36 protein-coding genes are annotated in these 19,718 nt (G+C 30.7%); 34 read left to right on the forward strand and 2 right to left on the reverse strand.

Features of this window, described 5'->3' with window-relative positions; all coding sequences use genetic code 11:
* Positions 1-49: 49 nt before the first annotated feature.
* The 34 genes from rpsJ to truA are packed head-to-tail and all read left to right on the forward strand — an operon-like array spanning position 50 to position 17,692.
* Positions 50-364 (forward strand): 30S ribosomal protein S10, encoded by a 315-nt coding sequence (gene rpsJ, locus QMD25_03260; protein MDI6861018.1) that lies wholly within the window; start codon positions 50-52, stop codon positions 362-364.
* Positions 365-374: 10 nt separating this feature from the next.
* Positions 375-977 carry a 50S ribosomal protein L3 gene (gene rplC / locus QMD25_03265; protein ID MDI6861019.1) on the forward strand — a complete coding sequence of 201 codons (603 nt, stop codon included), beginning with the start codon at positions 375-377 and terminating at the stop codon, positions 975-977.
* On the forward strand, positions 977-1,600 hold the full coding sequence (gene rplD, locus QMD25_03270) for a 50S ribosomal protein L4 (protein ID MDI6861020.1): 624 nt from the start codon (positions 977-979) through the stop codon (positions 1,598-1,600). Before rplC ends, rplD begins: the two co-directional genes overlap by 1 nt.
* Positions 1,593-1,874, forward strand: a complete 282-nt coding sequence (rplW, locus tag QMD25_03275; GenBank protein ID MDI6861021.1) for a 50S ribosomal protein L23 — start codon at positions 1,593-1,595, stop codon at positions 1,872-1,874. Before rplD ends, rplW begins: the two co-directional genes overlap by 8 nt.
* Before the next feature lie 3 nt (positions 1,875-1,877).
* Positions 1,878-2,705 (forward strand): 50S ribosomal protein L2, encoded by an 828-nt coding sequence (gene rplB, locus QMD25_03280; GenBank protein MDI6861022.1) that lies wholly within the window; start codon positions 1,878-1,880, stop codon positions 2,703-2,705.
* A 2-nt stretch (positions 2,706-2,707) separates the two neighbouring features.
* Entirely contained in the window at positions 2,708-2,980 is a 273-nt protein-coding gene (gene rpsS, locus QMD25_03285) for a 30S ribosomal protein S19 (protein MDI6861023.1), read from the forward strand.
* 11 nt (positions 2,981-2,991) lie between these two features.
* Complete coding sequence (rplV, locus tag QMD25_03290) at positions 2,992-3,333, forward strand: 50S ribosomal protein L22 (protein MDI6861024.1); 342 nt, start codon at positions 2,992-2,994, stop codon at positions 3,331-3,333.
* A complete protein-coding gene (gene rpsC, locus QMD25_03295; GenBank protein MDI6861025.1) occupies positions 3,333-3,995 on the forward strand; it encodes a 30S ribosomal protein S3 in 663 nt (220 codons plus the stop codon). The genes rplV and rpsC overlap by 1 nt, the downstream gene beginning before the upstream one ends.
* Position 3,996: 1 nt before the next feature.
* Complete coding sequence (gene rplP / locus QMD25_03300; protein MDI6861026.1) at positions 3,997-4,407, forward strand: 50S ribosomal protein L16; 411 nt, start codon at positions 3,997-3,999, stop codon at positions 4,405-4,407.
* Positions 4,408-4,409: 2 nt separating this feature from the next.
* Entirely contained in the window at positions 4,410-4,604 is a 195-nt protein-coding gene (gene rpmC, locus QMD25_03305; GenBank protein ID MDI6861027.1) for a 50S ribosomal protein L29, read from the forward strand.
* Positions 4,601-4,876: a 30S ribosomal protein S17 gene (gene rpsQ / locus QMD25_03310; protein MDI6861028.1), complete on the forward strand. Its 276-nt coding sequence runs from the start codon at positions 4,601-4,603 to the stop codon at positions 4,874-4,876. The genes rpmC and rpsQ overlap by 4 nt, the downstream gene beginning before the upstream one ends.
* Positions 4,860-5,228, forward strand: coding sequence for a 50S ribosomal protein L14 (gene rplN / locus QMD25_03315; protein ID MDI6861029.1), 369 nt, complete (start codon positions 4,860-4,862; stop codon positions 5,226-5,228). Before rpsQ ends, rplN begins: the two co-directional genes overlap by 17 nt.
* A gap of 1 nt (position 5,229) precedes the next feature.
* Positions 5,230-5,553 (forward strand): 50S ribosomal protein L24, encoded by a 324-nt coding sequence (gene rplX / locus QMD25_03320; GenBank protein MDI6861030.1) that lies wholly within the window; start codon positions 5,230-5,232, stop codon positions 5,551-5,553.
* A gap of 11 nt (positions 5,554-5,564) precedes the next feature.
* The gene (rplE, locus tag QMD25_03325) at positions 5,565-6,116 is read left to right on the forward strand and encodes a 50S ribosomal protein L5 (protein ID MDI6861031.1); all 552 of its coding nucleotides are present in this window, start codon (positions 5,565-5,567) and stop codon (positions 6,114-6,116) included.
* Entirely contained in the window at positions 6,117-6,302 is a 186-nt protein-coding gene (locus QMD25_03330; protein MDI6861032.1) for a type Z 30S ribosomal protein S14, read from the forward strand. It abuts the gene before it with no gap.
* A 12-nt stretch (positions 6,303-6,314) separates the two neighbouring features.
* Complete coding sequence (gene rpsH / locus QMD25_03335) at positions 6,315-6,710, forward strand: 30S ribosomal protein S8 (GenBank protein ID MDI6861033.1); 396 nt, start codon at positions 6,315-6,317, stop codon at positions 6,708-6,710.
* An 11-nt stretch (positions 6,711-6,721) separates the two neighbouring features.
* Complete coding sequence (gene rplF / locus QMD25_03340) at positions 6,722-7,267, forward strand: 50S ribosomal protein L6 (protein MDI6861034.1); 546 nt, start codon at positions 6,722-6,724, stop codon at positions 7,265-7,267.
* Between the two features lie 15 nt (positions 7,268-7,282).
* On the forward strand, positions 7,283-7,651 hold the full coding sequence (gene rplR, locus QMD25_03345) for a 50S ribosomal protein L18 (protein MDI6861035.1): 369 nt from the start codon (positions 7,283-7,285) through the stop codon (positions 7,649-7,651).
* A gap of 9 nt (positions 7,652-7,660) precedes the next feature.
* The gene (rpsE, locus tag QMD25_03350) at positions 7,661-8,167 is read left to right on the forward strand and encodes a 30S ribosomal protein S5 (GenBank protein MDI6861036.1); all 507 of its coding nucleotides are present in this window, start codon (positions 7,661-7,663) and stop codon (positions 8,165-8,167) included.
* Positions 8,164-8,622: a 50S ribosomal protein L15 gene (rplO, locus tag QMD25_03355; GenBank protein MDI6861037.1), complete on the forward strand. Its 459-nt coding sequence runs from the start codon at positions 8,164-8,166 to the stop codon at positions 8,620-8,622. The genes rpsE and rplO overlap by 4 nt, the downstream gene beginning before the upstream one ends.
* Before the next feature lie 4 nt (positions 8,623-8,626).
* Positions 8,627-9,898 (forward strand): preprotein translocase subunit SecY, encoded by a 1,272-nt coding sequence (secY, locus tag QMD25_03360; GenBank protein MDI6861038.1) that lies wholly within the window; start codon positions 8,627-8,629, stop codon positions 9,896-9,898.
* Entirely contained in the window at positions 9,898-10,557 is a 660-nt protein-coding gene (locus QMD25_03365) for an adenylate kinase (protein MDI6861039.1), read from the forward strand. Before secY ends, QMD25_03365 begins: the two co-directional genes overlap by 1 nt.
* Positions 10,526-11,287: a type I methionyl aminopeptidase gene (gene map, locus QMD25_03370; GenBank protein ID MDI6861040.1), complete on the forward strand. Its 762-nt coding sequence runs from the start codon at positions 10,526-10,528 to the stop codon at positions 11,285-11,287. The genes QMD25_03365 and map overlap by 32 nt, the downstream gene beginning before the upstream one ends.
* A complete protein-coding gene (infA, locus tag QMD25_03375; GenBank protein MDI6861041.1) occupies positions 11,284-11,502 on the forward strand; it encodes a translation initiation factor IF-1 in 219 nt (72 codons plus the stop codon). The genes map and infA overlap by 4 nt, the downstream gene beginning before the upstream one ends.
* 11 nt (positions 11,503-11,513) lie before the next feature.
* Positions 11,514-11,627, forward strand: a complete 114-nt coding sequence (gene rpmJ, locus QMD25_03380; protein ID MDI6861042.1) for a 50S ribosomal protein L36 — start codon at positions 11,514-11,516, stop codon at positions 11,625-11,627.
* 10 nt (positions 11,628-11,637) lie between these two features.
* Positions 11,638-12,000, forward strand: a complete 363-nt coding sequence (gene rpsM, locus QMD25_03385) for a 30S ribosomal protein S13 (protein ID MDI6861043.1) — start codon at positions 11,638-11,640, stop codon at positions 11,998-12,000.
* 13 nt (positions 12,001-12,013) lie between these two features.
* Entirely contained in the window at positions 12,014-12,388 is a 375-nt protein-coding gene (gene rpsK / locus QMD25_03390) for a 30S ribosomal protein S11 (GenBank protein MDI6861044.1), read from the forward strand.
* A gap of 14 nt (positions 12,389-12,402) precedes the next feature.
* Complete coding sequence (gene rpsD / locus QMD25_03395) at positions 12,403-13,029, forward strand: 30S ribosomal protein S4 (protein ID MDI6861045.1); 627 nt, start codon at positions 12,403-12,405, stop codon at positions 13,027-13,029.
* A gap of 8 nt (positions 13,030-13,037) precedes the next feature.
* Positions 13,038-14,165 carry a DNA-directed RNA polymerase subunit alpha gene (rpoA, locus tag QMD25_03400; protein ID MDI6861046.1) on the forward strand — a complete coding sequence of 376 codons (1,128 nt, stop codon included), beginning with the start codon at positions 13,038-13,040 and terminating at the stop codon, positions 14,163-14,165.
* A complete protein-coding gene (gene rplQ, locus QMD25_03405) occupies positions 14,155-14,508 on the forward strand; it encodes a 50S ribosomal protein L17 (GenBank protein MDI6861047.1) in 354 nt (117 codons plus the stop codon). The genes rpoA and rplQ overlap by 11 nt, the downstream gene beginning before the upstream one ends.
* On the forward strand, positions 14,505-15,335 hold the full coding sequence (locus tag QMD25_03410) for an energy-coupling factor transporter ATPase (GenBank protein ID MDI6861048.1): 831 nt from the start codon (positions 14,505-14,507) through the stop codon (positions 15,333-15,335). Before rplQ ends, QMD25_03410 begins: the two co-directional genes overlap by 4 nt.
* Positions 15,281-16,159 carry an energy-coupling factor transporter ATPase gene (locus QMD25_03415; GenBank protein MDI6861049.1) on the forward strand — a complete coding sequence of 293 codons (879 nt, stop codon included), beginning with the start codon at positions 15,281-15,283 and terminating at the stop codon, positions 16,157-16,159. Before QMD25_03410 ends, QMD25_03415 begins: the two co-directional genes overlap by 55 nt.
* A complete protein-coding gene (locus tag QMD25_03420) occupies positions 16,152-16,949 on the forward strand; it encodes an energy-coupling factor transporter transmembrane component T (protein ID MDI6861050.1) in 798 nt (265 codons plus the stop codon). Before QMD25_03415 ends, QMD25_03420 begins: the two co-directional genes overlap by 8 nt.
* Positions 16,946-17,692 carry a tRNA pseudouridine(38-40) synthase TruA gene (truA, locus tag QMD25_03425; GenBank protein MDI6861051.1) on the forward strand — a complete coding sequence of 249 codons (747 nt, stop codon included), beginning with the start codon at positions 16,946-16,948 and terminating at the stop codon, positions 17,690-17,692. The genes QMD25_03420 and truA overlap by 4 nt, the downstream gene beginning before the upstream one ends.
* On the opposite strand, the gene QMD25_03430 is transcribed toward truA, so the two are convergent.
* On the reverse strand, positions 17,676-18,386 hold the full coding sequence (locus tag QMD25_03430; protein ID MDI6861052.1) for an amino acid racemase: 711 nt from the start codon (positions 18,384-18,386) through the stop codon (positions 17,676-17,678). The two genes, truA and QMD25_03430, sit on opposite strands and share 17 nt — an antisense overlap.
* Complete coding sequence (locus tag QMD25_03435; protein MDI6861053.1) at positions 18,377-19,654, reverse strand: dicarboxylate/amino acid:cation symporter; 1,278 nt, start codon at positions 19,652-19,654, stop codon at positions 18,377-18,379. The genes QMD25_03430 and QMD25_03435 overlap by 10 nt, the downstream gene beginning before the upstream one ends.
* Between the last annotated feature and the right edge of the window lie 64 nt (positions 19,655-19,718).

Consider the following 19,718-nt stretch of genomic DNA (forward strand, 5'->3'; position numbering starts at 1 on the left):
AGAACTGTTGGAGCAGGTGTTGTTTCAAAACTTATTGAGTAGGTGAATTATGAGAGAGACAAAAAGTAGAGTAAGAATAAAATTAAAATCTTTTGACTCCAGAGTTTTAGATATTTCTGCTGCTCTAATTGTGAATACACTTAAAAAACTTGGAGTTGAAGTTTCTGGTCCAATACCTCTTCCTTCAGAAAGAACCCTTTATACATTTTTGAGAGCACCAAACATAGATAAAGATTCAAGAGAACAACTTGAGTTAAGAATACATAAAAGACTTATTGATATTTTAAACCCTACACCAGAGTCAACAAAAGCACTTATGGATCTTGATTTACCAGCAGGAGTTGATATTGAAATTAAGTTATAAGGAGAAAGTTATGAAAGGCATAATTGCTAAAAAAATTGGAATGACACAAATTTTTGAAGAGAATAGAGTAATTCCAGTTACAATTCTAAAGGCAGGGCCTTGTAAAGTTGTTCAGAAGAAAACCCCTGAAAAAGACGGATATCTTGCAGTTCAACTTGGATTTGAGCCTGTAAAAGAAAAAAGATTAAACAAACCACTACTTGGACATATGAAAAGGGTAGGAGAATTTTTTAAATATTTAAAAGAGATAAGAGATTTTGATAAAGAAGTTGGCGATACTATTGATGTGAATATTTTCAAAAAAGGTGAAAAGGTAAAAGTTACAGGAGTTTCAAAAGGAAAAGGGTTTCAAGGAGTTATGAAGAGATGGGGAATGGGTGGTGGTTTTGATTCTCATGGTTCTACATCTCATAGAAGAATTGGATCAATTGGAAACAGATTGACACCACAAAGAGTTTTTAAAGGAAAAAGAATGCCTGGTCATATGGGTTTAGACACAGTAACAGTTAGAAATTTAGAAGTTGTTTTTATTGATACAGACAATAATTTACTTGGGCTTAAGGGTGCTGTACCTGGTCCAAATGGAAGTATTGTTTTGGTGAGAGGTGAATAATGAATATACCAGTTTATGATATAGAAGGTAAAGTTTTGGAAAGTGAAGAGATTCCAGAGGCATTTTCTATACCACCACATTATCACTCTCTATTTTTATCAATAAGATACATTAGAAATGCTTTAAGAAGAGGAACTGCTTCAACTAAAAAGAGAGGAGAAGTTAGAGGTGGTGGTAGAAAGCCTTGGAGACAAAAAGGTACTGGTAGAGCAAGACAAGGTTCCATTCGTTCACCATTATGGAAAGGTGGAGGAGTTGTCTTTGGTCCAAAACCAAGAAGTTTTAGAATTGAAATTCCTAAAAAAGTAAAAAGATTAGGTCTTCTCTCTGCAATCAGTGCAAAACTTAGTGAAAATAAATTTTTTGTTGTTAGTGGAATAAAATTTGAGAAACCAAGCACAAAAGATGCAGTTCAACTTTTAAACAAACTCAATCTCATGAGTTCAACACTTTTTGTTTTCTCTGATGAAAATGGAGAGGTTTTGCTTAGTATGAGAAATATTCCTAAAGTTTTGCCAATTCATTTTAGATTTTTAAATACATATGATGTTTTGAAACATGAAAATCTTGTATTAACAAAAGAAGCATATGAAAAGGTAAAAGAGGTGTGGGCAAATGTTTGAAAGAGTTTTAATAAGACCAGTTATATCTGAAAAAAGTCAAAGACTTATAAATGAAAGAAAATATGTTTTTCTTGTTCATAAAGATGCAAATAAAGAAATGGTTAAAAAAGCAGTAGAAGAGATGTTTAATGTTAAAGTTGAAGATGTGAATATAGTGAAAAAATATCCAAAGAAGAGAAGAATAAGATACCTTTTCACTAAAACTCCAGATGGTAAAAAAGCAATAGTAACCTTAAAAGAAGGTTACTCAATTGAATTTTTGAAAGGAGTGTAAAAAATGGGAATAATAAAAGTTAAACCAACAAGTCCTGGTAGAAGGAATGCAACTTATTTGGATAATAGTGATATAACAAAAAAAGAACCTGAAAAAAGTTTAACAATAGGTTTAAGAAAAAAAGGCGGAAGAAACAATCAGGGTAAAATAACAATTAGATTTAGAGGTGGTGGAACCAAAAGGTTATATAGAATTATAGACTTTAAAAGAGATAAAGATGGAATTCCAGGTAAAGTTACTTCAATTGAATATGATCCAAATAGATCTGCAAGAATTGCATTGATTACATATGCAGATGGTGAAAAAAGATACATTATAGCACCACTTGGATTAAATGTAGGTGATACAGTTCTTTCAGGAGAAAATGTTCCTCTAAAACCTGGAAACGCAACTTTTTTAAGAAATATACCAGTTGGAACTATTATTCACAACATTGAACTTATTCCTGGTAAAGGAGCTCAAATTGCTCGTTCTGCTGGGTCATATGCTCAAATTTTATCAAAAGATGAAAAATATGCTCAGGTTAAACTTCCTTCAGGTGAAATAAGACTTATTAATTTAAATTGTCGTGCAACAATAGGACAAGTCGGAAATGTAGATCATGAAAATGTTCAATTAGGTAAAGCAGGAAGGTCAAGATACCTTGGAAGAAGACCACATGTTAGAGGTTCAGCAATGAATCCAGTTGACCATCCTCATGGTGGTGGTGAAGGTAAAGCACCAATTGGACATCCATCTCCACTTTCTCCTTGGGGTAAACCAACTCTTGGAAAGAAGACAAGAAAGATGAAAAAGCCAAGTTCAAAATTTATTGTTAAAAGGAGGAGGTAGAGATGGCTAGAGAAAAATATGTTGATCCAAAACTTCTTAAAAAGATAAGAGAAATGAATGAAAAAGGTCAAAAAAAGATAATTAAAGTTTGGTGTAGAGATTCAACTATAACCGAGGAAATGGTTGGACATACAATTGCTGTTCATAATGGAAAGGTTCATATCCCAGTTTATATTACTAAGGCAATGGTTGGTCATAAACTTGGTGAGTTTGCATTCACAAGAACTTTCAGAGCACATAATAGACCTACCGAGAGGTCCACTGCATTGAAGTAGAGGAGGATAATATGGAAGTTAAAGCACAAGCAAGATTCGTTAGAATTTCACCCAAAAAAGCAAGAAAAATTGCTAATATGGTTAGAGGAATGAATGCTAAACTCGCATTAAAATCTTTAAAATTTGTTCCTAATAGAGCAGCAATTCCTATTGCTAAAACAATTAAATCAGCGATTGCAAATGCTAAGAATAATTATCAAATGGATGAAGAGTCTTTATACATTAAAAAAATTTTTGTTGATCAAGGGCCTGTTATGAAAAGAGTTCTTCCCAGAGCAATGGGAAGAGCAGATATAATTAGAAGACCACTATCTCATATAACTGTGTATGTTGAGGAGAAAAAGGAGGAGTAATGGGACAAAAGTGTAATCCTTTAGGTTTTAGATTAGGTATAACAAAAGAGTGGAAGGCTTTCTGGTTTGCTCCAAAAAAAGATATTCCTAAGATTCTTCTCGAAGACCTAATGATTAGAAACAAAATTGATGAACTTGGAAGAGATGTTGCTGTATCTTCAACTGAAATTTATAGAAAAGGAGAGCAAGTTAGAGTTTTAATTTTCAGTGCACGACCAGGAGTTCTAATTGGTAAGGGTGGAGCAAACATAGAAAAGTTGAGAAATGAAATTCAAGAGATAATTGGTAATAAGAAACTTGATATAAAAGTTGTTGAAATCAAAAAACCAGAACTTTCAGCAAAACTTCAAGCGGAATTTATTGCAGATAGAATCGAAAAAAGAGCATCTTATAAAAGAGCAATGAAACAGACAATTGCAAGAGCAATGAAAGCAGGAGCAAAAGGAATAAAGGTTCAATGTTCTGGAAGATTAGAGGGAGCAGAAATTGCAAGAACTGAATGGTTTAAAGAAGGAAGAGTTCCTCTTCAAACTTTAACAGCAGATATAGATTACGCTTATGTGCCTGCTGTTACAAAATTTGGAGTTATTGGAGTTAGAGTTTGGATTTATAGAGGAGATATTCCAGTTAGAAGATTCAATAGAGAACAATTGGAGGTGTAATATGTTGATGCCCGAAAGAGTTAAATGGAGAAAACAACATAGAATAAGGGCTAAAGGAATAGCCACAAGAGGAAATAAACTTGCTTTTGGTGATATAGGACTTAAAGCACTTGAACCAGGTTGGATAACAGCAAGACAAATTGAAGCAGCAAGATTGCCATTAACACAAGTTGCTCATAAATCAGGAAAAATGTGGATAAGAATTTTTCCTGATAGACCTGTTACAAAAAAACCAGCAGAAACAAGAATGGGTGGTGGAAAAGGAGATCCAGAATATTGGGTAGCAGTTGTTAAACCAGGAAGAATTCTTTTTGAACTTGAAGGTGTTCCTGAAAAGGATGCAATTAGAGCACTTGAACTTGCTCAAGATAAATTACCAATTAAAACAAAAATAGTAAAAAGAGAGGGATAAAGATGAAGGCAAAAGAATTGAGAGAGTTAACTGTTGATGAATTAAAAAGAAAACTTGAAGATTTGAGAAGAGAACTTTTCAATCTTAGATTTCAACAAATTACACATCAACTTAAAAATCCTGTAAGAATTAGATTTGTAAGAAAAGATATTGCAAGAATATTAACTATATTAAAAGAGAAGGAGAAGACACAATGAAAAAAAGTTTAATTGGAGTTGTATCTTCAAATAAAATGCAGAAAACAGTTGTTGTGAAAGTTGAAAGAATGATTGAACATCCAAGATATAAAAAAATAATAAAAAGATTCTCAAAATTTTATGCTCATACAGAAATTCCATTAAACATAGGAGATATAGTTGAAATTGAGGAAACAAGACCGCTCTCCAAATTAAAAAGATGGAGAGTTAGAAGAGTTGTTAAAAGAGTTGAAGAAGAGATTATGGAGGTTAATGATGATCAGGCCATATAGTAGATTAAAAGTTGCAGATAATACTGGAGCTAAAGAGGTTTTATGTATAAGAGTTTTAGGTAGTTCGAATAAAAAATATGGAAGAGTTGGTGATGTAATTGTTTTTACTGTAAAAGACGCTATTCCGAAAAGTCCGATTCCTAAAGGTGCTGTTGGTAAAGGTGTGATTGTTAGAACAAGAAATAAAATAAGAAGACCTGATGGATCATACCTTAGATTTGATGACAATGCAGTTGTAATTATAGATGATGAAGGAAATCCAAAAGGTACAAGAATATTTGGTCCTGTTTGTAGAGAATTAAGAGAAAAAGGTTATTTAAAAATTATTTCACTTGCAGCAGAGGTGGTATAAGATGAAGTTGAGAATTAAAAAGGGCGACACTGTTAAGGTAATTTCTGGAAAAGATAAAGGAAAAATTGGAAAAGTTCTTAAAGTTTTACCCAAAGAAAAAAAAGTAATAGTTGAAGGTGTAAATATTATAAAAAAATATTTTAGACCGACACAGGAGAATCCAGAAGGTGGAAAAAAAGAAGTTGAGGCACCAATTTATTATTGGAAAGTTCAACTCATTTGCTCTCATTGTAAAAATCCAACCAGAATCGGCATGCTTTTTTTAGAAAGTGGAGAAAAAGTCAGAGTTTGCAAAAAATGTGGTGAAATAATTGATAAAGTATAACAGGAGGAGAAATGGGATATCTAAAGGCTAAGTGGATGGAGATTGCTCCAAAATTAATGGAAAGATTTAATTATAAAAATATAATGGAAGTTCCAAAGATTGTTAAAATTGTAGTGAATAGAGGAATTGGAGATGCAACTCAAGATCCAAAGGCAGTTGAAAAAACTGAAGAAGAGTTTAAATTGATAACTGGTCAAAAACCAATTTTTATTAAGGCTAAAAAATCTATCGCTTCTTTTAAAGTTAGAAAAGGAATGATAATTGGAGCGAAAGTTACTCTTAGAGGAAAAAGAATGGAAGAATTTTTTGAAAAACTTATTAATGTAGCACTACCAAGAATTAGAGACTTTAAAGGTCTGTCAAGAAAAAGTTTCGATGGTAGAGGAAATTACACATTTGGAGTTGAGGAGCAACTTATATTTCCAGAAATTGATTATGATAAAGTAGATAAAATTAGAGGTTTTGATATTACAATTGTTACAACTGCAGAAACTGATGAAGAGGCAGAAGCATTACTTGAATTGTTAGGATTTCCATTTGAAAGAAAGAAAAAGGAGGCATAAATGGCAAGGAAAGCAATGATAGAAAAAGCAAAAAAAGAGCCCAAATATAAAACAAGAAAAGTTAACAGATGTAAAATATGTGGAAGAGCAAGAGCAGTATATAATGATTTTGGGCTCTGCAGAATGTGTATTAGAAAATATTTTCACTCGGGTTATATACCTGGTATGAAGAAAGCGAGTTGGTAGGAGGTGATACACTTGTTAACAGATCCAATTGCTGATTTGATTACAAGAATTAGAAATGCAAATATGGTTTATAAAGAAGAAATAGATGTTCCTTATTCAAATATGAAAAGAGCAATTGTTCAAATTCTTAAAGAAGAAGGTTACATTAAAGATTTTGAGATTATAGATAAAGATAACAAAAAAACAATAAAAATATATATGAAGTATGGCAGAAATAAAGAGAGGGCTATTTTAGGCATAGAAAGAGTTTCAAAACCAGGTAGAAGAGTTTATGTTGGAAAAGATGAGATTCCTAAAGTTCTTAATGGAATAGGTATGGCGATTCTCTCAACTTCTAAAGGAATAGTTACTGACAGAGAAGCAAAAAAATTAGGAGAAGGTGGAGAAGTTCTTCTTCTCATTTGGTAAGGAGGTATAAAATGTCAAAAATTGGAAAAAAACCAATTCCGATACCCAAAGATGTTATTGTTGAAATAAAAGATAGAGAAATTTATGTTAAAGGAAAAAAAGGTGAACTTTCAAGAAAAATTCCTGATGTATTAAATGTTAAGATAGTTGATAATTCAATTGTAGTAGAAAGAAAAAATGATTTAAAAGAAACAAAAGCATTGCACGGAACTTATAGAGCATTAATTAATAATATGATTATCGGAGTAACAGAAGGATTTCAAAAAGCCCTTATCCTTCAGGGTGTAGGTTATAAAGCCCAACTTCAAGGTAAAAAACTCATTATTAATTTAGGTTATACGCATCCAATAGAAATGGAGCCACCGCCAGGGATAGAATTTAGTGTTGAAAAAGATATTAAAATTTATGTAAGAGGTTTTGATAAAGAACTTGTTGGTCAAGTTGCAGCAAACATAAGAAAACTTAGAGATCCAGATCCATATAAAGGAAAGGGTGTAAGATATGAAGATGAAATTATTAGAAAGAAAGCAGGAAAAGCACTTAGTAAAGGTGCATAATAACGGAGGTTACTTATGATTAAAATTCAATCTCGTAATGAAAGAAGAAAAATCAGACACATAAGAATAAGAAAGAAAATAAGAGGAACTCCAGATAGACCAAGAGTTTCTTTTTATAGAAGTTTAAAACACATTTATCTTCAAGCAATAGATGATACTAAAGGCCATACACTTCTTGCGTTATCAACTCTTTCAAAAGAAATAAGAGATGAAATTAAAGGAAAAACAAAAAAAGAAATTCATGCACTTCTTGGTAAAAAATTTGGTGAAAAACTTCTTGAAAAAGGAATAAAAAAGATTGTATTTGATAGAGGCGGATTTAAATATCACGGGAATCTAAAAATTCTCTGTGATGAAATGAGAAATGTTGGTATTGAATTTTAGGAGGAAGATATGATAGACCATGAAGAACTTGAAGTAACTTCATATGAGGAACAATTAATACAAGTAAGAAGAGTTGCAAAAGTAACAAAAGGTGGTAAAAGATTAAAATTTAGAGCACTTGTTGTTGTTGGTGATGGAAGTGGTAAAGTTGGTGTTGGTCTTGGTAAAGCAAGTGAAGTTCCAGATGCAATAAGAAAAGCAGTTAATAGGGCAAAAAAAGATTCAATTGAAATTCCACTTAAAGGCACCACAATCCCTCATGAAGTTTGGGGAAAATGGGGAGCAGCAAAAGTATTTTTAAAACCAGCAGTTCCGGGTACTGGAATAATAGCAGGTGGACCAGTAAGAGCAATTCTTCAGAAAGCAGGAGTTAAAGATGTTCTTTCTAAATCATTTGGATCAAATAACCAAGTAAATGTGGCTTTTGCAACTATTGAAGCGTTAAAAAGTTTAATAACTTATAAAGAAAAAATGGAAATTCTTGGCAAGAAGAGACCTAAGGAGGAGAAAGAATGATAAAACTTTCTAATCTTAAGAATCCATTTCCCCATAAAAAAAAGTTTATAGTGGGAAGAGGTCCAGGATCTGGTGCTGGTAAAAATTGTGGATACGGAAACAAAGGTCAAAAATCAAGAAGTGGGAGAGGAAAAGAAGTATGGTTTGAAGGTGGTCAAACTCCAATATACAAAAGATTACCTCAACTTAGAGGAATTAAAAATAAATCCCTTAAAAATCTTAAAGAAATTGCATCTTTAAATATAAAAGATATTGTTGATCATTTTAAAGAAGGAGATACTGTAAACTTACAAACATTGAAAGAAAAGGGTTTAATTGAAAAAAGAATTAAATATCTAAAAATTCTTGGAGAAGGTGAAATCTCTTTTCCGCTCAATTTTGAGGCTCACTCTTTTAGTAAAACTGCAAAAGAGAAAATTGAGAAGGCTCAAGGAAAGTGCATTCTGTTGAGGTGAGAAGATGTGGAGTCTTTTGAAAAATGCGCTTAGAATAAAAGAATTAAGAGGAAGAATAATTTTTACACTTTTTATGTTTGCTCTTTTTAGATTAGGAACCTTTATTCCTGTTCCAGGAGTAAATAGAGATCTCTTGAAAGATGCTGTAACCCAAGGTGGGCTTTTGAGTTTGATTGATATTTTTGCTGGTGGAGGACTTTCAAACTTTTCAATTTTTGCACTTGGTGTTTTTCCTTATATTAACGCATCAATTATTATGCAACTTTTAGGTGCTATTTTCCCCAAACTTGAAGAACTAATGAGAGAAGGCGGTGAAGAAGGAAGAAGAAAAATTGCAATGTGGACAAAGTACCTCACATTTTTCCTTGCTTTAATTGAGGCTGGTGCTCTTTTAATTACTTTTTCAAACCAAGGTTTTGTTACTGCAAAAGGACTTCTCTCTCAATTTACGATAATTTTAACTTTAGTTGCAGGAACTTATGTGCTTTTCTGGATGGGAGAAACGATAACAGAAAAGGGAATTGGAAATGGAGTTTCGCTTATAATTTTTGCTGGAGTTATTAGTAGAATTCCCGTAGGAGTTGGTGAAATTGTCAGATTATATGGAAAAACAGGTGGTATAACTCTTCCTCAAATTATCTTTACTATTTTAGGATTTCTTGCTATTCTTCTTGGGATTTTATATCTTTATCAATCTGAAAGAAGAGTACCGGTTCAATATGCTAAAAGAATAGTTGGAAGGAGAATGTATGGTGGTCAATCAACATATATTCCTTTAAGGTTAATTCAGGCAGGAATACTACCAATTATTTTTGCTTCAGCATTTTTAACTTTTCCAGCAACAATTGGTCAATTTTTCCCTGGTACATGGATTGATGCTATAGGTAAAGCATTAACTAAATCAAATTCATTTTGGTATAATTTATTTTTCTTCTTATTTGTTGTATTCTTCACTTATTTCTATACTGAAATTTCATTTAATCCAAATGAACTATCTGAAAATCTTAAAAAATGGGGAGGATTTATTCCAGGAGTAAGACCAGGAGAAGCAACAACACAATACATAGCAAGAATTATTAATAGAGTTACATTTCCATCTGCTTTAATTCTTGGTTTAATTGCAATTGTTCCTAACTTTTTCTTTGGCGCAACTCAGATTAGAGCATTTTATTTTGGTGGTACATCAATTCTAATTATAATTGGTGTTGCACTTGAAACAATTCAACAAATTGATGCCTATGTTAAAATGCGTCATTACGAGGGTCTTTTGAAGTGATGATAATTATACTTCTTGGAAATGTTGGTGTAGGAAAAGGAACGCAAGGAAAACTCATTATGAAAAAATACAATATTCCATATTTCGCAACTGGTGATATCTTTAGAGAAAATATTGAAAAGAGTACTCCTTTAGGAGTTAAAGTGAAAGAGATAGTTAGACAAGGAAAACTTGTAAGTGATGAACTTGTAAATGAGATAGTTTTTGATAAAATAAATAATTTGGAAAATTTTATACTTGATGGATATCCAAGAACTTTAAATCAGGCTTTGGCCTTTGAAAATTTTTTAAAAGAGAAAAACAAAGAAGTTAATATTGTTCTTTATATTGATGTTCCAGAGGAGATAATTATTAAAAGGTTATCTGGTAGAAGAATATGTCCTAAATGTGGTAGGATTTACAATATCTACTTAGACAAACCAAAAAAAGATGAAATATGTGATTTTGATGGAGAAAAACTTGTGACTCGAGAAGATGATAAAGTTGATGTTATTCAAAAAAGAATTGATGAATTTAAACAAAAAACTTATCCTTTAGTTGAATTCTATGAAAAAAGGATGAAACTTTGCAGAATTAATGGAAATAGAGAAGTTAACGAAGTTTTTAATGATATTTCAAAGATTATAGATGATTATATTGAAAAGCAAAAGAGAAATTGAAATTATGAGAGAGGCAGGAATTATTTTGTATGAGATAATGGATCAACTAAAAGATATGGTTAAAGAAGGAGTTTCTGCTTTTGAACTTGATAAGTTTGCTGAAGAGAGAATTGTTTCTTATGGTGCAGTTCCTGCTTTTAAAGGATATAGAGGTTATCCATATTCAATATGTATCTCTATTAATGAAGAGGTAATTCATGGATTTCCGCTTAAAGAAAAAGTTTTTAAAAATGGAGATCTTGTATCTTTAGATTTAGGATTAATGTATAAAGGATATTACTCTGATATGGCTTATACTGTTCCAGTTGGTGAAATTGATGAAGATAAAAAGAAATTAATTGAGTTTGGTGAAAGAGTCATGTATAAAGCAATTTCTATTGCACAGATAGGGAATAGAATTGGAGATATATCTAATACAATTGAACTTAATTCGAAAAGTTTTGGTTATTCAGTTGTAAAAGAATTTATTGGCCATGGAATAGGAAGAAAATTACATGAAGAACCAGAGGTACCAAACTTTGGAGAGAAAAACAGTGGTCCATATATAAAAGAAGGTATGACTTTTGCTATTGAACCTATGATATGTATGGGAAGTGGAGAAGTTTATGTAGATAAAGATGGTTGGACTGTTAAAACAAAAGATGGTAAACCTGCTGTTCACTTTGAACATACAATTGCTATTACAAAGAGTGGTCCAATAATTTTAACTTCACCTGAGGAGATAAGATGAAAGACAAAGAGTATATTGAAGTTGAAGGAGTTGTAGTAGAAGCACTTCCTGATATGCACTTTAAAGTTAAATTACCAAATGGAAAAATTATAAAAGCATTTGTAAGTGGGAAAATGAGATTAAATTCTATTCGAGTTCTTCCTGGGGACAAGGTTAGGATTCAGATTTCAAAATATGACCCAACCCAGGGAAGAATAGTATATAGAATTTCTTAAAGGAGGAAATAATGAAAGTTAGATCATCTGTTAAGAGAATTTGTCCTAAGTGTAAAGTTATAAAAAGAAAGGGAAGAGTTATGATTATTTGCTCTAACCCTAAACATAAACAAAAACAAGGTTAAGGAGGTAAAAGTGGCAAGAGTTGTTGGAGTTGATTTGCCTAAAAACAAAAGAATAGATATTGCATTAACTTATATTTATGGAATTGGTTTATCAAGAGCAAAAGAAATAATTAAAAATTTAAACATTGATCCTAATAAAAAAGTTAAAGATCTTACTCCAGAAGAGATAAATAATTTAAACGATTATATTCCAAAACACTATAAAGTTGAAGGTGATTTAAGAAAAGAGATTGCTTCAAATATTAAAAGATTAATTGACATAAACTGTTACAGAGGATATAGACATAAAAGAGGACTTCCTGTTAGAGGTCAAAGGACAAGAACAAATGCAAGAACAAGAAAAGGTCCAAGAAAAACTGTTGGTAGTAAATAAAGGAGGATAAAGGATGGCTAAGACAAAGAAAAAAAGAAGAGTAGATGAAAATGTGAATGTGTATATAAATTCAACATTTAACAACACAATTGTTACAGTTACTGATAAAGATGGTAATGTAATTACTTGGGGATCTGCAGGAACCAGTGGTTTTAAAGGAACCAAAAAAGGAACTCCATTTGCTGCTCAAGTTGCTGCAGAAAATGTTGCAAAAAAAGTTAGTATGCTTGGTGCAAAATATGCTGATGTTTTTGTTAAAGGTCCTGGCCCTGGAAGAGAAACTGCAGTAAGAGCACTTCAAACAGGAGGTCTTATTGTTAAATCCATTAAAGACATTACACCAATTCCACATAATGGTTGTAGACCACCAAAAAGAAGGAGAGTATAAGGAGGTATTAAGATATGGCTAAGATAACTAAACCAAAATGTAGAATATGTAGAAGATTAGGAGTTAAACTTTTTCTAAAAGGTGAAAGATGTTATTCAAGAAAGTGTGCACTTGAGAGAAAATTTTCACCTCCTGGTGTTCAAGGAATGAGAAGAAAAGCAAAACCATCAGACTATGCAATTCACCTTTGGGAAAAACAGAAATTAAGAAAAATTTATGGAGTTATGGAAAGACAATTTAAACTTTACTTTGAAAGAGCAAATGCACAAAGAAAAATTCCAACTGGTGAGAAACTTCTTGAACTCCTTGAGAGAAGATTAGACAATGTTATCTTTAGAGGAGGTCTTGCAATTTCAAGATCCTCTGCAAGACAACTTGTAAATCACGGTCATGTAAAAGTAAATGGAAAAACAGTAAATATACCTTCATATGAAGTAAAACCAGGAGACATAATTGAATTAAAGCCAAAAGCAAGAAATATTCCTCAAGTTATTCAAGCAATTGAGACAAGATCATTTGTTCCTTCATGGCTTTCTACAGATTTTGATAATTTAAAAATCACTGTAAACTCAATCCCAACAAGAGATCAAATAGATACTCCAATCAAAGAGGAACTTGTTGTTGAGTTCTATTCTAAATAGGAGTTAATATGGAATATTTAGCAGGCAAACCTAAAATTAAAATTTTAGAAGATAATAATAATTATTTAAAAGTAGTAATTGATCCACTTTATAGAGGTTATGGAATCACAATTGGAAATGCTTTAAGAAGAGTTCTCCTTTCATCTATTACAGGATATGGAGTATATGCAATTGAAATTAAAGGAATAACTCATGAATTTACAACTATTCCATATGTATATGAAGATGTTCCTCAAATAATTTATAATATTAAACAACTTGTTTTAAAAGGAAATCTTGAAAGAGACAAACTTCACCTTCATGTTAAAGGAGAAAAAGAAGTAAAAGCAAAAGATATTGATCCAAATCCAAACATAGAAATTGTAAATCCTGATTTACACCTTTTTACTATAACTGATAAAAAGGGTGAAGTTGAGATGCTTCTTTATGTTAAAAGAGGTTTTGGATATCTACTTGATTCAGAAAATAAAGAGCCAGGATTTCCAATTGATACAATTTTTATTGATACAAATTTCTCTCCAGTAAAAAAAGTAAATTTTGAAGTTTCTTCTTCAGATGTCGCTCCCTTCCCAAAGAGAGAAAAATTAACTCTTGAAATTTGGACAAATGGAGCATTAACTCCAAGAGAATCAGTAAAGGAAGCAATAAATATTCTTAATTACTATATGGGAATTCTTTCAGAACTTAAAGTTGAAGAGGAGAAAAAAGAGATTAGTGTTGAGTTATTGCCTTTATCAACAAAAGTAAAGAAAGTTTTAATAAGTGAAGGTATTGAAACTTTATCACAACTTAAAAAAGAGTTTCTATCTGGTGGTCTTAAAGATTTGAAAGGTATTGGTGAAAAATATCTTTCTGAAATTGAAGATGTTTTAAAAAATTATAGTGAGGAAGCAGAAGAAGAAAGTATTTTAAATAGATCTATTGAAGAAGTTGCAACTGAACTTTCTATTTCTATGGATGATTTAAATGTTTTAAAACTTGGAGGAGTGAAAACCTTAAAAGATTTAATTAAACTTTCTCATGATGATCTTTTATCTGAAAAATTCAATTTATCTTCAAAAGTTGTAAAAAAGATTGAAAATAGATTAAAAAAATGGAATTTATCTTTAAGAAAGGAGATAAGCGATGAGGCATAAAGTTGGTTATAGAAAGTTGAATAGATATCCATCTCATAGAAAAATGATGTTGAGAAATTTAGTTACCTCTCTTATTTTAAAGGAAAAAATTATAACCACAGAAGCAAGAGCAAAAGAAGCAAGAAAAATTGCAGATAAAATTATAAATCTTGCTAAAAAAGATACACTTCATGCAAAAAGACAAATTTATTCGATTCTACTTTCAAAAGAGGCAGGTAAACATTTAGAAGAGATAAAAGATAAATTTGAAGGAAGAGATGGTGGTTATACAAGAATTGTACCCTTAGGAGAAAGGAGAGGAGACGGAGCTAAATTAGTAGTACTTGAACTTGTTAAAGAGTGATTGAACTTAAAAATATTTACTTCTCTTATTTTGTTCCTGAGAAGGTTGATGTTTTAAAAAACATCAACTTAAAAATTAATAAAGGTGAATTTATATCAATAATCGGAAAGAATGGTTCTGGTAAATCTACCCTTGGTAGAATTATTTCTTTTTTATTAGAACCAACTCAGGGTGAAATTTTATTTGATGGAAAAAAGGTTAAAAGTGAAATTGATTATCTTGAAATAAGAAAAAAGATTGGAATGGTTTTTCAAAATCCTGATAATCAAATTGTATCTCAAATTGTTGAGGAAGATGTTGCTTTTGGATTAGAGAATTTAAACTATGATGAGGAAACTATAAAAAAGAAGGTTGAGGAGGTTTTACTTGAAGTTGACCTTCTTGAAGAAAGAAGGTTTCCTCCTCACTTTCTTTCTGGAGGGCAAAGACAAAAACTCGCAATTGCTGGAATACTTGTAATGGAACCAGAATATATTGTTTTAGATGAACCAACTTCTTTGCTTGATCCAAAAGGAAGGGGGGATGTTATCAAATTAATAACAAGATTAAATAAAAAGGGGATAACCATAATTCTAATAACTCATAGAATGGAAGAAGCGATGCTGGGTGATAAAGTTTATGTTTTAAATGATGGTGAAATTGTTATGTCAGGAGAACCAGAATATGTTTTTACAAAAGTTGAATTTTTAAGAAATATTGGTCTTTCTGTTCCACCGTTAACATATCTTTCTTATTTATTGAAAAATGAAGGAATGCCAATTGAGGTTAAGTTATGGAATATAAAGGAGTTGAAGGAAGAACTCCTGCAATTGAAATTAAGAATTTAACATACACATATTCAAAAGGTCTTCCTTATGAAAAAGAAGCAATAAGAGATATTAATATGATAGTTTATGAAGGAGAAGCAATTGGAATTTTAGGCCATACAGGAAGTGGAAAATCAACATTAATTCAACATCTTAATGGTATACTTCTTCCACAACAAGGAGAAGTTAAAATTTTCGGGGAAACTATTAAAAATGATAAAAAATTTTTAAAAAATTTAAGAAGAATTGTTGGAATAGTTTTTCAATTTCCAGAAGATGAACTTTTTGCTGAAACAGTTTATGAAGATATTGCTTTTGGACCTAAAAATCTAGGTTTAAATGATGATGAAATAAGAATAAGAGTTTTAAATTCAATTAAAGAGGTTGGGCTAGATGAGAGTTATCTTGAGAGGTCTCCATTTTCATTATCCGGTGGTGAAAAAAGAAGAGTTGCAATTGCTTGTATTTTATCAATGGAGCCAAAAATACTTGTTTTAGATGAACCAACATCGGGTTTAGATCCAATAGGAAGAGAAGATATTATTTCTTTAATTAAAAAACTAAAAGATGAAAGAAAAGTTACAATAATTATGATTTCTCATTCAATGGAAGATATTGTTCAATTTATTGATAGGGTTTACATATTAAATAATGGAAGAGTTGTTTTAGAAGGCAAAACAGATGAAGTTTTTAAAAATAAAGAATTATTAGAAAATTATGATCTCTCTGTACCAGAATTGTTTCAATTGGGAGAAGAGTTAAAAAAAGAGGGTTTTATTATTAACTCATCTTTTAAAGATTTTGAAATTGCAAAAAAAGAAATATTAAGGAACTTTTATGATTAGTAAAGATTCAATCGTAATTGGACAATATTATCCAGGTTTTGGCTTTTTATACACAATTGATCCAAGAGCAAAGATTATTTCTTTTCTTTTCCTCATGATTATGATATTTGTTTACAAAACTATAACTTCATTCATTCCAATTTTTATTTTAATAATGTCCTTTTTTATATTATCAAGAATTCCACTAAAACATGTTTTAAAGGGTTTAAAACCAATTTTTATTCTTCTTATTATAACTATTTTCTTCCACTTTTTCTTTACACCTGGAAAATCTCTTCTTAATTTGTTTTTTTTGAAATTGACTTATGAAGGTTTAACAAGGGGAATATTTATTGGAACAAGACTTATCCTTTTAATTTTTATTTCATCAATTTTAACTTTTACCACATCTCCTCTTGAATTAACAAGAGGATTAGAATTTTTAACACTTCCATTAAACAAAATTGGTTTTCCCTCATCTGAAATCATTATGATGATAACAATTGCTTTACGTTTTATCCCAGTTCTTGTAGAAGAAGCAGATAGAATTATTGTTGCTCAAATAAGTAGAGGTGCAAATTTATATGAAGGAAATATTATTAAAAGGTCAAAAAATTTAATTCCAATACTTATTCCACTTTTCATCTCTGCTTTTAGAAGAGCAGAAGATCTTGCAATTGCAATGGAGGTTAGATGTTTTCAACCAGGAAAGAAAAGAACATACATGAGACGTCTTATCTGGCATAAAAGTGATACAATTTTTCTTATATTAATTCTTTTTCTTGGAGTTTTATCTTATTTCATAAAATGATAAAAAATATAAAACTAACTTTAATGTATGATGGAACAAATTTTTTTGGTACTCAAAAAAATGAAAATTTTAGAACAGTTGAAGGAGTTCTTGAAAACTGTTTATCAAAAATTTTAAAAATTAATGAAATAAAAATAACTTTTGCCAGTAGAACAGATAGAGGAGTTCATGCCATTGGTCAAGTTGCAAACTTTTTAGTTGAGACAAATATTCCAGGTGATAGATTTAAAAATATTTTAAATGATAAATTGCCTCAAGATTTAAGAGTTAAAGAATCAATTGAAGTAGAAAACACTTTCTCTTCAAGGTTTGATTCTAAAGGTAAAATTTATCTTTTTTTTATTAATAATTCAAAAGATACTCCTCATCCTATAATTGATAGATATTCTTTGTGGTTTCCTTATGAAATTAATATCGAAAGAATTAAAAAAAATTTAAAAATTTTTGAGGGTATAAAGGACTTTTCAAGTTTTACAACTGAAGAAGAGAGAAAGGAAGAGTCAACAATAAAAGAAATATATGAAACAAATTTAATAAAAAAGGGAAATTTTATTATTTTATATTTTTTTGGAAAATCTTTCTTAAGGCATCAAATAAGAAGAATGGTTGGGGCTCTTCTTGAAATTGAAAGAAGAAATTTAAAAAGTGATATTTTGTTAGAAGCTTTAAATTCAAAAAAACATTACCTTGGAGAAAAAAAAGTTTCATCAAGAGGCCTTTTTTTATTTAAGGTTCTTTATTAATCCCTTTTGCAAATTTTATAACTTTTTTTGCAAGACAAAGAGTTGAATCGATAATTGGAACTTTAATCTCTATGTATGGAAATAATAGTGGAATTTCAGTACAACCTGCAATAATAACTTGAGATCCACTATTTATATATTCTTCAACTATTTTATTGAAAAGATCTATATTTTCTTTTATTTTTCCCCCTTTTATTGAATAAATTATTTTCATTACATCATTAATTAAATCTTTTCTTATAATAATATTTAAACCCTCCTTTTTGATGGGTGTTTCATATACTTTTCCAATTATTGTTCCCTCAGTAGCGATAAGTCCAACATTTTTAATATTCTTATAATTTTCTTTAATCTCTTCGATGACAGAGTCGACTATACTTAAAAATGGTACTTTTATCTCTTTTTTTATTTCATTCACAAAATAGTGAGCAGTATTACATGGCATACATATTGCTGAAACTCCTAACATTTCAAGATTTTTAGCAGATTTTAATATATATGGAAGTGGATTTTCTCCTTTGCCAAGTAAATACATAGTTCTATCAGGGATTTGAGGATAATTATCTATTATTAAATGAATATGATCTTGATCCTTTTCTGCCTTTGTATTTTTTAAAATTTTATAAAAAAGGTCCAGAGTTGCCTCTGGACCCATTCCACCTATTACACCAATTATTCTTTCGCCTATTTCCATTTTGATAAATCAAGTTCTTTTTCAGTTTTTGCAACTATTGCTGTTCCAACCATATCTCCTGTTACATTAAGACATGTTCTTCCCATATCTAAAATAGCATCAATTCCAAGAATCATTGCATATGCTGCTGCAACTGCTGTTCCTGCTTCTACTTTAAACCCAACTGAATTTAATACCATAAGCAACATAATTGCACCTGCACCTGGGACGCCTGCTGTTCCAATTGAGGCAAGTGTTGCAGTTAAAACTACTATCATCTGTTGAGAAAAAGTTAAGTGTGCTCCAACTGCAAATGCAACAAAAAGAGTACAGACTCCTTGATATAAACATGTACCATCCATGTTAATTGTTGCACCAAGTGGAAGAGTGAAAGAGTAAATAGATTTAGGAACACCTAAATTTTCATCTGTGTTTTTCATTGTAATTGGAAGAGTTGCACTTGAACTTCTTGTAACAAAAGCAGTTAGCATTGCTTCTTTTGCACCTTTTAAGAATTTATAGAAAGACAAACCAAATAAAGATAGAGCACCACCATAAACTAAAAAGAGATGTACTGCAAGACCAATATAAACTGTTAAAGTAACCATTCCAAGAGGACCAAATGCTTTTGCTCCTTGTTTTCCAAAAACAACAGCAATTAATGCAAAAACACCAATTGGTGCGTATTGAAGAACTCCGCCAACAATTTTATACATTATCTCTGCTGCAGCATCAGAAAACTTATAAACAAGATTTGCGCCTTCTCTTAACCTTTCATCAGGACTTTCTCTTAGAATTGATATTGCAATTCCAAATATTAATGCAAAAAAGATAATTGGTAAAACATCACCTTTTGCAAGAGATTCAACAGGGTTTGTTGGTATTATATTTAGAAGTGTTTGGACTACTGAAGGAGCAGTTAATTCTTTACCAGGTGCTTCTCCTGGTAGAGTTAACCCAACCCCAGGTTTCAGGAGATTTGCAAAGATTAATCCTATTATAACTGCTAATACTGTAGTTATGAGATAATAAACAATTATTTTTACACCAACTCTACCAAGTTTTGATGGTGCTATACTTGCAGCACCTGTTATAAGGGAGAAGAAGATAACTGGCACAACTATCATTTTCAATAATCTAATCAATAAATCACCTAATGGTTGAACAACTTCAATTTTAGGACCAACAATTAAACCCACAATAATACCAATTACTAACCCAATTAGAATTCTCAGGAGTAGGTTTGGTTTAAAATACCAATCAAGAATTCCTACTCTCTTTTTTTCCATTATTAAAATCTACCTCCTTTTGTTTTAATTTTTAAATAATTTACCAATTTTATTATAAATTACA

The organism is Caldisericia bacterium, assembly GCA_030018355.1.
GTDB lineage: Bacteria > Caldisericota > Caldisericia > B22-G15 > B22-G15 > JAAYUH01.